Source organism: Devosia beringensis (assembly GCF_014926585.1).
In the GTDB taxonomy this organism is placed as follows: Bacteria; Pseudomonadota; Alphaproteobacteria; order Rhizobiales; family Devosiaceae; genus Devosia; species Devosia beringensis.
Genome location: NZ_CP045422.1, coordinates 3,135,638 through 3,148,772, shown reverse-complemented (window position 1 = coordinate 3,148,772; position 13,135 = coordinate 3,135,638). Strand labels below are relative to the sequence as shown.

At 60.7% G+C, this 13,135-nt stretch carries 10 protein-coding genes; 7 read left to right on the top strand and 3 right to left on the bottom strand.

Annotated features, from left to right (window positions below):
* Positions 1-4: 4 nt before the first annotated feature.
* From GDR53_RS15290 to flaF, 5 genes are all read left to right on the top strand, one after another.
* Positions 5-355 (top strand): hypothetical protein, encoded by a 351-nt coding sequence (locus GDR53_RS15290; protein WP_193335318.1) that lies wholly within the window; start codon positions 5-7, stop codon positions 353-355.
* 255 nt (positions 356-610) lie between these two features.
* Positions 611-2,395, top strand: coding sequence for a flagellin N-terminal helical domain-containing protein (locus GDR53_RS15285; protein WP_193335317.1), 1,785 nt, complete (start codon positions 611-613; stop codon positions 2,393-2,395).
* Between the two features lie 232 nt (positions 2,396-2,627).
* Entirely contained in the window at positions 2,628-4,412 is a 1,785-nt protein-coding gene (locus GDR53_RS15280) for a flagellin N-terminal helical domain-containing protein (RefSeq protein WP_193335316.1), read from the top strand.
* Positions 4,413-4,526: 114 nt separating this feature from the next.
* The gene (gene flbT, locus GDR53_RS15275) at positions 4,527-4,952 is read left to right on the top strand and encodes a flagellar biosynthesis repressor FlbT (protein WP_193335315.1); all 426 of its coding nucleotides are present in this window, start codon (positions 4,527-4,529) and stop codon (positions 4,950-4,952) included.
* Positions 4,903-5,277: a flagellar biosynthesis regulator FlaF gene (gene flaF, locus GDR53_RS15270; RefSeq protein WP_193335314.1), complete on the top strand. Its 375-nt coding sequence runs from the start codon at positions 4,903-4,905 to the stop codon at positions 5,275-5,277. The genes flbT and flaF overlap by 50 nt, the downstream gene beginning before the upstream one ends.
* 78 nt (positions 5,278-5,355) lie before the next feature.
* On the opposite strand, the gene GDR53_RS15265 is transcribed toward flaF, so the two are convergent.
* The 3 genes from GDR53_RS15265 to GDR53_RS15255 form a co-directional block, all read right to left on the bottom strand.
* Positions 5,356-7,296, bottom strand: a complete 1,941-nt coding sequence (locus GDR53_RS15265; RefSeq protein WP_193335313.1) for a hypothetical protein — start codon at positions 7,294-7,296, stop codon at positions 5,356-5,358.
* 14 nt (positions 7,297-7,310) lie between these two features.
* Positions 7,311-9,158: a flagellar hook-associated protein FlgK gene (gene flgK, locus GDR53_RS15260; protein WP_193335312.1), complete on the bottom strand. Its 1,848-nt coding sequence runs from the start codon at positions 9,156-9,158 to the stop codon at positions 7,311-7,313.
* 68 nt (positions 9,159-9,226) lie between these two features.
* The gene (locus GDR53_RS15255) at positions 9,227-11,008 is read right to left on the bottom strand and encodes a flagellar hook protein FlgE (protein WP_193335311.1); all 1,782 of its coding nucleotides are present in this window, start codon (positions 11,006-11,008) and stop codon (positions 9,227-9,229) included.
* 229 nt (positions 11,009-11,237) lie between these two features.
* Here GDR53_RS15255 and GDR53_RS15250 point away from each other — a divergent pair, with 229 nt between their 5' ends.
* Positions 11,238-12,104, top strand: coding sequence for an ATPase (locus GDR53_RS15250; protein WP_193335310.1), 867 nt, complete (start codon positions 11,238-11,240; stop codon positions 12,102-12,104).
* Positions 12,105-12,171: 67 nt separating this feature from the next.
* Positions 12,172-13,092, top strand: a complete 921-nt coding sequence (locus tag GDR53_RS15245; RefSeq protein WP_193335309.1) for a homoserine O-succinyltransferase — start codon at positions 12,172-12,174, stop codon at positions 13,090-13,092.
* The last annotated feature ends 43 nt before the right edge of the window (positions 13,093-13,135 follow it).

Genomic DNA, 13,135 nt, shown 5'->3' with positions numbered 1-13,135 from the left:
CGTCATGATCAGTCCAGTAATGCCCCACGTGGCTCTATCGGGGTCCATCGCCGTTCAGGAAGTTCGCCAGCGGCCAGCCGCCGGCGAACGGCCGATTCTGGCCGACAGCACGCCGACAGTCGCCAAGAGCTCGACCGCCAGCAATGGCGGCCAGTTTCCCAAGTCAGAAGCGCAGCCGAGCGAGGACTTCAAGCCAAGCCCGCCCGATCGCGATCGCACCTCGACCTTTGCCGCGGCCGTCATCGCTGGCGCCCTGTCGCCAACCCCTCAGACCATGGAGCAACTGATCATCCGCATCGGTGCTAGCATCATTCCCGAGGAGTCACAGGCGCGCCTCAAGGACCTGATCGCCTGAACCAGCTGCGGCGGCATGGCCAGGAATGCATCCCTTGCCCACTTCCTTAATAGATCGTGACCAACCGTCCGCTGCACCTTGTCTCAAAGCCCCGGCCACCGGGGCTTTTTGCATTTCGGCGCGATAACAACCTCATTGGAATTTGCCCAAAATTTCATCGCCCATTTAACGTTTCTTTAGAGGCTGCCGGATGATTGTGGGGATGCCTCAGAAAGAGGCGTTTGTTTTGAGTACTCCTAGAAAAGGACCAGTACTATGGCTGATATCTCCCTCTCGAAAGCCGTTCGCGCCAACCTTAACTCGCTGACATCGACTGCCTCGATGATGGCTGAGACGCAGAACCGCCTCTCCACCGGCAACAAGGTCAACTCGGCTCTCGACAATCCGAGCAACTGGTTCACTGCCAAGGGCCTCAACAACCGCGCTGGCGATCTGAACCAGCTCCTCGACGGCATGGCTAACGGCATCCAGACCCTCAAGGCTGCGGACAATGGCCTCTCGGCCATGACCAAGACCCTTGAATCGATGCAGTCGACCCTGCGTCAGGCCCGCCAGGACAAGTCGTTCCAGACCACCTCGCTGAGCATCGATGCAGCCGCTTCGGGCAACCTGACCATTTCGGGCGGTTCGGTCGGCGAGGCAGCCGTTTCAACCCAGGTTCAGAAGGCAGTTGCCGTTGGCAATGGCGGCTTTGCAGCTGCCGGTGGCAAGACCCAGGCAGCCGGCACGCTGAGCTTCACCCAGACCGGCGTGAACAACGGCAACGCCAACAGCATCGCCTTTGCTAAGGGTGACACTGCCACTGACGTCGCCAAGAAGATCAATGACAAGATGGCACTGACCCTCGGCGGTTCCGTGGTGAAGGCTGAAGTTGAAAATGGCCAGCTGAAGCTGACCAATTCCAGCAACACGACCTTTGGCACGCTCACGGGCGGCGAACTCATCGGCCTTTCCGCTCAGACGGCTGCCAATGCGACGGCAGAAACACGTGTCGGCGCCAACGCTGTTGCCGCTGCAGCAGCGTTTACCGGCGGCGACATCGTCATCGGCGGCAAGACCGTTACTCTGACCGCTGGTACTGCTTCCGATACCGCCGCAACGAACTCTGCCCGCGCTGCTCAGGAAATCAATGAAGGCCTGCAGGCCCAGGGCGAAACCGGCTTCTATGCATCGGTGGCCACCAATATCGTGACCATCACCCGTGCCGACGGTCAGGCCTTCACCGTTACCGGTGCCGGCGCCGCTGCCACCAGCGGTCTCGACATTCCAACCGCCGCTACACAGGCCGGCGTCTTGGCGAAGTCGGCCGTAACCGCTCCTGTTACCAAGAATGTCTCCAAGACAGCTGACGAACTGGTCGCAAGCATCAACAGCAATGCATCGCTGGCCGGCAAGGTTCTTGCCTCCAACGACAATGGCAAGCTGCGCATCGAAAACCAGTCGACCCAGAAGCTGAACATTAGCGGCGCTTCCGGCGGCAACGTGACGGGCGCCACCAGCGCCAAGAGCGAAGTTGCTGGCAACTCCGTGCGTGCCGGCCTGGCCGACCAGTTCAACGAACTGCGCGATCAGCTCGACAAGCTGTCGGACGATGCCTCCTTCAACGGTATCAACCTGCTGCGCGGCGACAAGCTGGCCATCACGTTCAACGAAACCGGGACGTCCTCGATCGACATCCAGGCCAAGGAAGGCAAGACTGTCAACTCCGCCAACCTCGGTGTCTCCACGACCATCGAAGCCAAGGATCTTGACAGCGATGCCAACATCGATGCCCAGCTGGGCAAGCTGAAGACCGCCCTCAACGACGTGCGGTCGCAGGCTTCGAGCTTTGGTTCGAATCTCTCGATCGTGCAGGGCCGTCAGGACTTCACCAACTCGATGATCAGCACCCTCCAGGATGGCGCTGGCAACCTGACCCTGGCTGACATGAACTCGGAAGCCGCCAATCTGCTGGCGCTTCAGACCCGTCAGTCGCTGGCCTCCAACTCGCTCTCGCTGGCTAGCCAGCAGGACCAGTCGGTTCTCCAGCTGATCCGTTAAGCCTCAGAAATAACTGAGCTTTATTAAGAAGGGGCGGGCCGCAAGGTCCGCCCCTTCCCTATTGCGCCCGGCCCGGCATCACCCCAATTCGGCATCATCTATTAAGGGAGATTGATGCGAACTTAATTTGCTTTCCCTGACAATGGCGACCGCGGTTAACACCCCATTAATAAAATTCCTGTTAACCATATTGCAACGGGGCCGCGACGGGCCCAGGGCAAGGATCGCATAGATGTCAGATATCTCACTCTCAAAGGCCGTCCGGTCGAACCTTCTTGCGCTGCAGGGCACGGCCGACATGATGGCGACCGCCCAGAATCGCCTCTCCACCGGCAACAAGGTCAACTCGGCTCTTGATAATCCGAGCAACTGGTTCACCGCCAAGGGGCTGACCAACCGGTCGAGTGATCTCAATGCGCTCATGGATTCCATGGCCAATGGCATCCAGACCCTCAAGGCCGCGGACAATGGCCTCAGCGCCATGACCAAGACACTGGAATCGATGCAATCCACGCTGCGCCAGGCGCGCCAGGACAAATCGTTCCAGACCACCTCGCTCGGTATTGATGCGGCCGCCACCGGCAACTTGACGATTGCAGGCGGCTCGGTCGGCAGCACAGCCATCTCCACCAATGTGCAAAAAGCAGTGGTTACCGGCAATGGAGGCTTTGCAGCTGCCGGGGGCAGGACTCAGGCCGCAGGCGCATTCAGCTTTACCCAAGTCGGCGTGAACAATGGCAATGCCAATACCGTAAACTTCGCCAAGGGTGACACCGCCGCAGACGTTGCCAAGAAGATCAATGAGAAGATGGCACTGACCCTTGGCGGCTCAGTGGTAAAGGCCGAAGTAGAAAACGGCCAATTGAAGCTGACCAATTCGAGCAACACGACCTTCGGCGTCTTCACCGGTGGCGAACTTGTGGGCCTCTCCGCTCAGACTGCTGCCACTGCCACGGCTGAAACCCGCGTCGGCACGGCCACCGTAGGGTCTGGCATAACCTTTACCGGTGGCGACATCGTCATCGGCGGCAAGACCGTGACCCTGACAGCCGGTAGCGCTGCTGACACGGCAACCACCAACTCCACGCGGGCCGCCCAGGAAATCAATGATGGCCTGCAGTCTCAGGGTGAGACCGGCTTCTATGCCTCGGTTGCGGGCAATACCGTGACGATCACCCGTGCGGACGGCGAAGCATTCACGGTTTCAGGCGCCGGTGCAGCCACCACCAGCGGCTTGAGCATTCCCACTGCCGCCACCCAGGCCGGCGTAGCCCCAAAAGCACTGGTCGCTGCCCCACCCACCAAGAATATGTCCAAGACCGCCGACGAACTGGTCGAAAGCATTAACGCCAACACCGCGCTAGTCGGCCGTGTCCGTGCGTCCAACGACAATGGCAAGCTCCGCCTTGAGAACCAGTCGACCCAGAAGCTGGACATCATTGGCGCATCTGCGGGCAACATTAACGGTTCGACCGTTGCCCGCACTGAAGTTGCAGGCAATTCCGTGCGTGCCGGCCTGGCCAGCCAGTTCAATGAGCTGCGCGATCAGCTCGACAAGCTGGCGGATGACGCGTCCTTCAACGGCATCAACCTGATGCGCGGCGATAATCTGACCATCACCTTCAACGAGACCGGCACCTCGTCGATCGACATCCGCACCAAGAACGGTCAGACCATCAACGCCTCCAATCTGGGCGTGCCGACCCAGCTTGAGGAAAAGCAGCTCGACAGCGACGCTAACATCGACTCCCTGCTCATGGACATGAAGTCAGCCCTCGACGATGTCCGCTCGCAGGCATCGACCTTCGGCTCCAATCTGTCGATCGTGCAGAACCGCCAGGATTTTACCAAGGCGATGATCAGTACTCTTGAGACCGGCGCCGGCAACCTGACCCTGGCCGACATGAACGAAGAAGCCGCCAACCTGCTGGCCCTGCAGACCCGCCAGCAGCTGTCGTCCAACTCGCTCTCGCTGGCCAGCCAGGCCGACCAGTCCATCCTGCAGCTGCTCCGTTAAGCACCAGGCAAGGCAGTTACGTGACCAAGGCGGGCTTAGGCCCGCCTTTGTTGTTTTCGCCGGTATTGCAGGCTAGAGGTCAGTGACTGAACCCGAATCTGGGAGACTGCTACCATGGCGCTCAAGGTTGAACTCAAGCCCGGCGAGAGGCTGCTGGTGGGCAATTGCATCATCACCAATTCCGACCAGCGCACGCGGCTGTTTATCGACGGCAAATCGCCCATCTTGCGCGAGAAGGATATCCTGACCCCGGCCAAGGCGAACTCCCCCGCCAAGCGCATCTATCTGGCCGTGCAGCTGATGTATATCGACGACGATATCGGCACGACGCAGGAAACCTATTTCGGGCTGATCAACGAGTTTCTGGCCGCGGTCCCGTCAGCCGCTGAAATAGTCAATGAAATCAATAACGAGATATTAACCGGGGCCCTCTACAAAGCTCTGAAGGCCGCGCATCGGCTGATTGAGTATGAACAGGATCTCTTGAAACATGCACCAGCAGGGCGCCCACGCTTACCAGCAGACGACCAAGGCAGTTGAGAACCCCCGCGAGCGTGAATCCGCCCTGTTGATGAAGGCTGCGGCCGGCATCCAGCGCGTCAAGGACGAGTGGGCGACAGGGTCGCGCGAGGAACTCAAGATCGCCCTGACCTTCAATCGCAAGCTGTGGACCATCTTCATGTCTTCCGTGACCAAGGAAGACAGCCTCCTGCCCCAGGAAATTCGCCAGAACATCGCCAATCTGGGCCTGTTCATTCTCAACGAGACCCGTGAAATCCTGCTTGAAGCGGCACCCGAGCCGCAGCGCCTCGACATTCTGGTGCGGCTGAACCGCCAGATCGCCACCGGCCTGCGCGGCGCCTGATAACAGACCTGCCAAATTCAAAACCCCCGCATCGCTGCGGGGGTTTTTGTTTGTCTGTCCGGTCTGCCGTCACAGGCGCTACATATATTTGGAGAGGCTCAACTGGCTGACCATGGATGTGACCTGGTAGCTGGCCTGCAGCCGGGTCTGCAGCGCCAGGATTTCCATCGCCACATCTTCCTTGCTGACCGTTTCGACATCGCTGAGCAGATTGTCCAGTTGGGCCTTGTAGTCGGTGTGCCGGGTCGTGGCGCTTTTCAGCGAATTGCGGGCAATCGCCATTTCCATGGTGAGGATTTCGATCGAGCCGCGCTCGGAATTGTGGCTCTCCGACAACTGCAGCTGCTGCCGCCGGGCCATGGCGTCATAGCGTGCCTTGGAATCGGCTTCGGTGCCGGCATCGGTGTCGAGAAAGTTCTCCACCGCCATCGACGCCTGACTGCGCACCAGGCGCAGCAGGCCCGATTCATTGGCTTCAATGCCATAGGCCACCCGGGTCGAGTCATCGATCTGGGAGGTGACGGTGGCGCGCGGATTGCCTTCTGCCGTCATCGCAGCCTCGGAGGCGACAATGTCGAGGGCCTTGGCGAAATTGGCAGCCGTCTCATTGGCATTGGTGCCAATGGAGAACTGCCCTGCCCCGGCCTTGCCGCTCACAGCCGTCAACGTCAGCGTGCGCGTGCCCCCGCCAGGCTCGGAAAGCGTCACCTTGACGGCTTCATTGGCAGCCAGGGCAGGGTCGAACTTGAAACTGGTCGAGGCTCCGGACGTCGCGGTCGCGGCGGTAAAGGTCGTATCAATATGGGCCGTGTCTGCCGACACCGCCGTAATCTGGAAGCCGTATTTGTCCGTTACCGGCAATTTGCCGGACAGCGTCACCGTATCGGTGACCGTGCCGATACCCATGCGCCCCAGCCCCTCGGCCGCGACAGCGGGTGACTGGCCCTGGTACCACATGATGGTATCGCTCTCGTCGGCGACACGCAGCGCCGTCGCTGTAGCAGGATTGCCACCCGCGACACGCAGGACGGGCTCACCTGGGCCATTGAAGAAACTCTCGGACGCCACGAAATTGGAGGCTGCCGAGAGCTCCTTGGAGCCGACATCGACCAGCTTGGCGTCCAGCGTCGCCTTGAAGTTGACGGCTGTCGTATCGGCATCGACGCCGATGACGAACTCGTCCAGCGCTGGCGGTACCGCCGCCGTCGTGACGGCCCGCAGGGTAACCTGGGTTTCCGTTCCGTCGGGCAGAGCGAAGCCCATGGTGATGGTATTGCCCGCCACGATCAGATCGGGCACATCTGCGAAGGTTACGTCCAGGCTCTTGGCCGTGGCGGGGACCGTCGTCACCGGCGCCGTATAGGTCAGGGCGGTGTTCGGTGCCGTCGTCGAGATGTTGGACAGCTTCATCCCGAAGGGATGCAGGCCATCTTCAGCCAACGACACCGTCGCCGTGCCAACCGTGTGCGCACTCGCCAGACGCCCATTGCCCAGCGTGCCGGCATCGGCCGCCCGGCGCTCGCTCAGCACCGCCTTGAACCCGGCCTTGCCGCCCTGCCCTTCGAGCAGCGTGGTGGTGTCAGGCACCGGCGCGGTGTCGGTATTGGAGCCGCCGAACAGGTAGCGCCCGTTGACGTCGGAGTTCAGCAGCGTCACCAGCTCGTCCAGCCGCGCCTTGGAGAGGCTTGGCAGCGTGGCCATGTTGATATTGTTGGTGCCGTACTGGCCCTGCACCGCCGAGTTGCGCGCCTCGCTCTCCATTGTATCGAGGCGGGACAAGGTCTTGTCGAGAAAGCTCATGCGCAGATCGACCGTGGCGATATTGGCCGAAAAGCCCTCGATCTTGGCGAGGCGCGAGCGCACCGACAGCGAAAGCGGCAGGTCCCGCCCCATATCGGCCAGCGTTGATGCCTTCATCCCCGTACCAAGCTGCATCTGCAGATCGGCGAAGCGGTCCTGCATCTTGGTGATGACGCCAAAACCGGTCTGCAGCGGGAACATTGATTTGTTGACGATCATCTTACGCTACTCCGTCAAACTGAGGCCAGCAGGGCATCGAGCAGTTCCTTGACCACCGAGATAACCCGGGCATTGGCCGAATAGGCATTCTGCAGTTCCATCAGCCGGGCCATTTCCTCGTCGAGGTTGACGCCATACTCGGTCTGCATCTGGTCGGAGATGGTGTCGAGCGTCAGCTGCCGGTCATCGGCCTTGGTCAAAGCCGCGTTGATGCTGGCACCCTGGAAACCGATGACCTGACCGATCACTTCGCTGAGCTTGCCGGTCAGCTGGAACTTGTCGGCATTGGCGGCTGGATTGCCCCCTGAGGTAAAGCTCATGCTGGCGAGTTGGTCGATGATGTAATTGGCCCGGTCGGCATCGCCCAGCGTGCCGCCAACCTCGTGCTGAACCATCAGCTTGTTATTGGCAACAATGGCACTATTGACCGAGATACGGGCGGCGAAGCCCTGCTTCTGCGGTGGGTCGCCATCCAGGTCATTGGTATAAACCGCATTGCCCTGGTCCACGAACAGGTTGAATGCCAGCCCGGCGCCCTGCAGCCCGGTCGAGGTCGAGCGCGCCACGGCGCTCTTGACGTCGGTATTGCCCGTCGCGCCATCATCAAGGATGCGCAGATTGCCCGCCCCCGTGCTGGTAATGGCCAGACCCGGCAACTTGGCGCTCAACGCCGCCGCGGCCGCGGTAGAATTGCCCGACAGGTCGATGCCGATCACCCGCTGGCCCGAGGCATCCTTGTAATCAACCGGGTCAATCGAATTGACCACACGAACCTGCTTGCTGACGCCACCCTCGGTATAGGTGAACAGCACGTCATTGCCGGGCTTGAGCACGGACAGATCGATGTCGAAGCCGGTCGCTGGTGGAACGACGCCGTCGCTCGCCGCAACACCTGGATTCTTGACGGTCGAAAAGGCCAGCGCCAGGCCGGAGGCGATTTCGTCGAGCTGTTCTTGCGCCTCCACAAGGGTCTTGTCACGCAGGGCAACCAGGCCGCCCAACTGCCCGCCCTGCAGCACGCCCTGGGTCACCAGGTCGATCGTCAGCCCCGACGGTGTGGTAAGTGTCAGCTTGCCAACCTTGGTCTCGGCAGAGTTCGGATCAAACACCGAATTGGCCGACAGGCTGCCGGCGCTTTCAAAGCTGAAGGTCGATACGCCATTGTCCAGCAGGCCCACGCCCGAACGGGTCATCAGCGCCACGGTGCCGTCGCCACGATAGTCAGCCCTGACATCGATGAGTTCTGCCACCGAACCCACCAGCCGATCGCGCTGATCCAGCAGCGCAGAACGGGCACTGTCGGTCATGCCCAAGTCAAGCATGCGCTTGTTGACCTCCGAAAGGGAGTTCAGCATGCCGTTCATGTTGTGGACGTCGGAGGCGATCTGACCTTCGGTCTCCTGACGCATGCCCTGGATGGTGCTGGACAGCCGGTTCAGCGTCTCGGCCATGGTCTGGGCCGACGCCACGGCATTGGAGCGCGACGTGTAGTCATCGGGGCTGGTGGCAATGGCCTGCAGTGAGTTCTGCAGGTCACTGAAGATCGTGTCCAACGATCCGGTTGAACCGGGCTTGCCCAGAAATCCCTGGACGCGGTTGAGATAGTTGGCCTGCACGGTGGAATTGGCCGTGTCGGACACCTGCCGGTTGTAATAGGTCTGCAGGCTCGTATTGAATGCCCGGTTGGCCCCCACGCTGCGCGCATAGCTGCTCGATTGGGAATTATAGTCGACGACATTGAGTGACTGCTTGTGGTAGCCCGGCGTCCCCGAATTGGAGATGTTGCGGCTGACCAGCGCCAGCGAGTCCTGATTGACCTTCAGACCAGACACAGCATTGGTAAGGGATGTCGTCAGACCCATATCACGGGCTCCTCAAAGAGGGACTGGGTCCGGAGCACAGAGCCCCGAACCGCACTGGCAGGTTAATCTCAGCGGATCATGTTCAGTGCTTCTTGCAGCATCTTGTCAGCCGCGGTGACGATGCGGGTGCCGGCGGCATAGGCCTGCTGGGTCACGATGAGCTTGGTGAACTCGTCGGAAATATCCGTGTTTGACGCTTCCAGCGCGCCGCCCAGGATACCCTCGCCGGACAGATCGAGAATGGCTTCACCGGATTCCGAGGTCGACGAGAATACGCCGCCATCGAGCCGCTTGAGCTGGTTGATGGCGCTGAACTGCGCTGTCACCACCTGTGCCATATCGATACGCTCGCCATTCGAATAGGTGGCGACCACACGACCGCTGTCATTGATAGCCACGGAAACGAACTCGCCGGCGCCATAGCCATTCTGGTTGAGCGTGGACACGTTCACGGTGCCGTTGACGTCAGCGAACTGGGAAACGCCATTGGTCTCGTGCTTGAGCTCGACATCGCCAATGACCACGCCATTGATGGTCAGGTTGCTCAGCGTGCTGCTCGTCACTCCCGGCGCCTCAAGGGAGCCGTCGGAGCCAAAGGTGTAGACTTCGCCGGTGCTGGTCCACATCGGGGACGCCCCGGTGGCCTTGCTGTCGGACATGTAGAACAGGTTCCAGGTATCCTTGCCGCCCGCCGCGGCGCTGTCGACCTTGGCCCAGCGCATCTGCACGTTTGCCGGCGCGCCGTTCGCCGCATAGACGGTGATGGCGCCGCCGGCGACCGAATTGGATTTGAACAGCGCGTCGTTGCTGGCGGCAATCGTGGTGATGGCTGGCCGCGTTGGCGCAATCGACGTGCTGGGATCAGTGAACCCCAGAGCAGTCAGGGCCGCGGGCGTGCCGTCGGTCACCTTGAACTGGGCGTGGTAGTCATTTCCCAGATTGATGCTGAGAGCACCAGGCGAGCCAGTGAGCACCACATTGGCGCTCGCCGCTGCCGGGCCGCCGGAGGAGCGCAGCGCTGCCTGCATTTCCGCCCGGACCGTGCCGATGTTAGCGGCACCGGAAATATCGATGGCCTGGCGACCGGTCGCAACGGTGCCGTCGGTGGTGAACTCGAAGGTAACCGAGGTGCCATTGACCTCAAGGGTCATGAACTGTCCATCCGCCAGCAGCGGGGTGGCGGTGGTGGCATCGGTCAGCGTGTTGACCGTGCCATTCATCACCGAGGTGACCGAACCACCGGCATAGCCGGCATAGCTGTTTGGCTCGAGCAATTCGCTGTTATAGACGGTGGCGTTGTAATTGGTCGTCTTGGGCAACTGTGGCAGGTTGGCCTGATAGGCAATGCGCTGCGTGTTCTGTGCTGGCAGGAAAGCGTTGGACAAACGGATAACTTCAGGCACCGAACCAGAAATATTGCCCGTCGTCGTGTCGATCGGCAGACCCTTGAGGTAATAGCCGGCGCCGTTGACGAGCATACCGTCCTTGTCGATTTCGAAGTCGCCGCGGCGGGTATAGAAATTGGTGCCGGCAAACACCGAATTGCCGTCGGACTGGCCGACCTTGGGCTCAACCACAAAGAAGCCGCTCGAATTCAGTGCGATGAAGGTTTCGTTCGACACCGTCTTGATATCGCCCTGGATATCATTGGTACCGCGCGACTGCGCCAGCACGGCGCCGGGCACCTGTCGCTTGATCGGCGCATCGGGGATCAGGTCGATGAAATCGGTTTCGATGCGCTTGTAACCCGTTGTCTGCGAGTTCGCGATGTTGCCCGAGATGTTTTCCAGCGCATGCGCCTGGGCCCGCAGACCCGTCACCGCACTGGAAAGCGCGCCATAGATACCCATCAATCACTCCCGAAAACTTTTTGCGCCTGGTTGCGCCTGGTCCACCGTATAACTGCAAGTACAGTGCCAACCGCGTTGCCCCTTGATTGTGTTGGATAATCTGACGCCGAACCGACGGCGCGCCCACTGCAACAGGCAAAAGAGTCCGACATGGCGGCAGAAATTGCCGCCCGCTTGTGAACACGGGGCCGTTGCCTTATTGGGAAAGGCCTGACGCCAGGGGCTTTTTATGCTGTTTCAATCCGCCGACGAGTTCATCAAGTCACCCCGCCGCGCCGTGACGGTGTTTGGCATGGCGGGCGTCGGCAAGACGCGCCTGTCGGCCATGCTGCGGGCCTCGAACTGGTTTCACTATTCGGCCGATTACCGCATCGGCACGCGCTATATGGGTGAAGCCATCGTCGACAACTTCAAGCGCGAAGCCATGAAGGTGCCGTTCCTGGCCGAACTGCTGCGCTCGGACTCGATCTATATCTCGTCGAACCTGACCTTCGAGAACCTCGATCCGCTGTCGAGCTATCTCGGCACGCCCGGCGACCCGGACAAGCACGGCCTGCCGCTGGTCGAGTATCAGCGCCGCCAGGAGCAGCATCGCATCGCCGAAATTGCGGCCCTGCAGGATGTGTCGCACTTCATCGAACGTGCCAAACAGCTCTATGGCTATGACAATTTCATCGCCGATACCGGCGGCTCGCTGATTGAGGTGGTCGACCCGGCCAATCCGGACGATCCGGTGATCAGCACGCTCGCGGCCTCAACCGCCATGCTCTATATCCGCGGCACCGGCAAGGATGCGGCCGAACTGATCCGCCGCTACAAGAAAAGCCCCAAGCCCATGTACTATCCGCCCCGGTTTCTCATCGAGAAATGGGCCGAGTACAAATTGATCCACGGCATTCACGACGACAACGATGTCGATCCGGCGGGCTTCGGCGCCTGGGGCTTTGAGGCCCTGCTGCATGACCGGCTGCCGCGCTACCAGGCGCTGGCCGACAATTTCGGCTATGTCGTGGAAGCGTCGGATCTGGCCCTGGTCCGCGACGGCGACGAATTCATCGACCTGATGGCGGCAGCGATCGAGCAGCGAATGCGCTAGCGCGTCCCCTGGGGGAGACGCGCACTGCTTGAATAGCTTCGTCATTATCGCCATCCAAGAGGCTGCCATGCCTATCCGAATTCCCGACAACCTGCCTGCCCGCAAAACCCTCGAGGACGAGGGCGTCAATGTGATGGATTCCACGCGCGCCGCGCGCCAGGACATCCGCCCGCTCGAAATCGGCCTGCTCAACCTGATGCCCAACAAGGAGCGGACCGAAACCCAGTTCGCCCGGCTGATCGGCGCCACCCCGCTGCAGGTTGATCTGACGCTGGTGCGGGTAACCGATCACCAGTCCAAGAACACCTCCGAGGACTACCTCAACTCCTTCTATAGCACCTGGGAAGAGGTGCGCAGCCGCAAGTTCGACGGCTTCATCGTCACCGGCGCGCCGATCGCCCATATCCCGTTCGAGGAAATCAAATACTGGCCCGAAATGGTCGAGATCATGAACTGGACGCAGACTCATGTGCACCACACCATGTTCATCTGCTGGGGCGCCCAGGCGGCCTTGCACCATTTCCACGGCGCCCGGCGTTATCGCATGCCGCAAAAGGCCTTTGGCGTGTTCCGGCATCAGCTGACGGGCGACCGCTCGCCTTTTCTGCGCGGCTTCTCCGACAGCCCGATGATCCCGGTATCGCGCATCAACGATATCGACCGCACCTCGCTTGGGCCGGATCTGGAAATCCTCATCGACAATACCGATTTCGGCATCTGCATGGTGGACGATCCCAAACACCGCGCCATCCACATGCTCAACCATCTCGAATATGACAATCGTTCGCTCGTCGATGAATATGAGCGCGACGTCAAGGCGGGCCTTGATACCGCGACACCCGCCAATCTGTTTCCCGATGGAGATACGACCGCCACGCCGGAAAACCGCTGGCGCAGCCATGCCCATCTGCTGTTCCAGAACTGGATCAACCAGATCTACCAGACCACGCCCTATGACATGGCCGAGATCGGCACCAAGGCAGAATAGTGGACACCGGGCCCCGCCAGAGCGCGGGGCCCATTGAACCTTC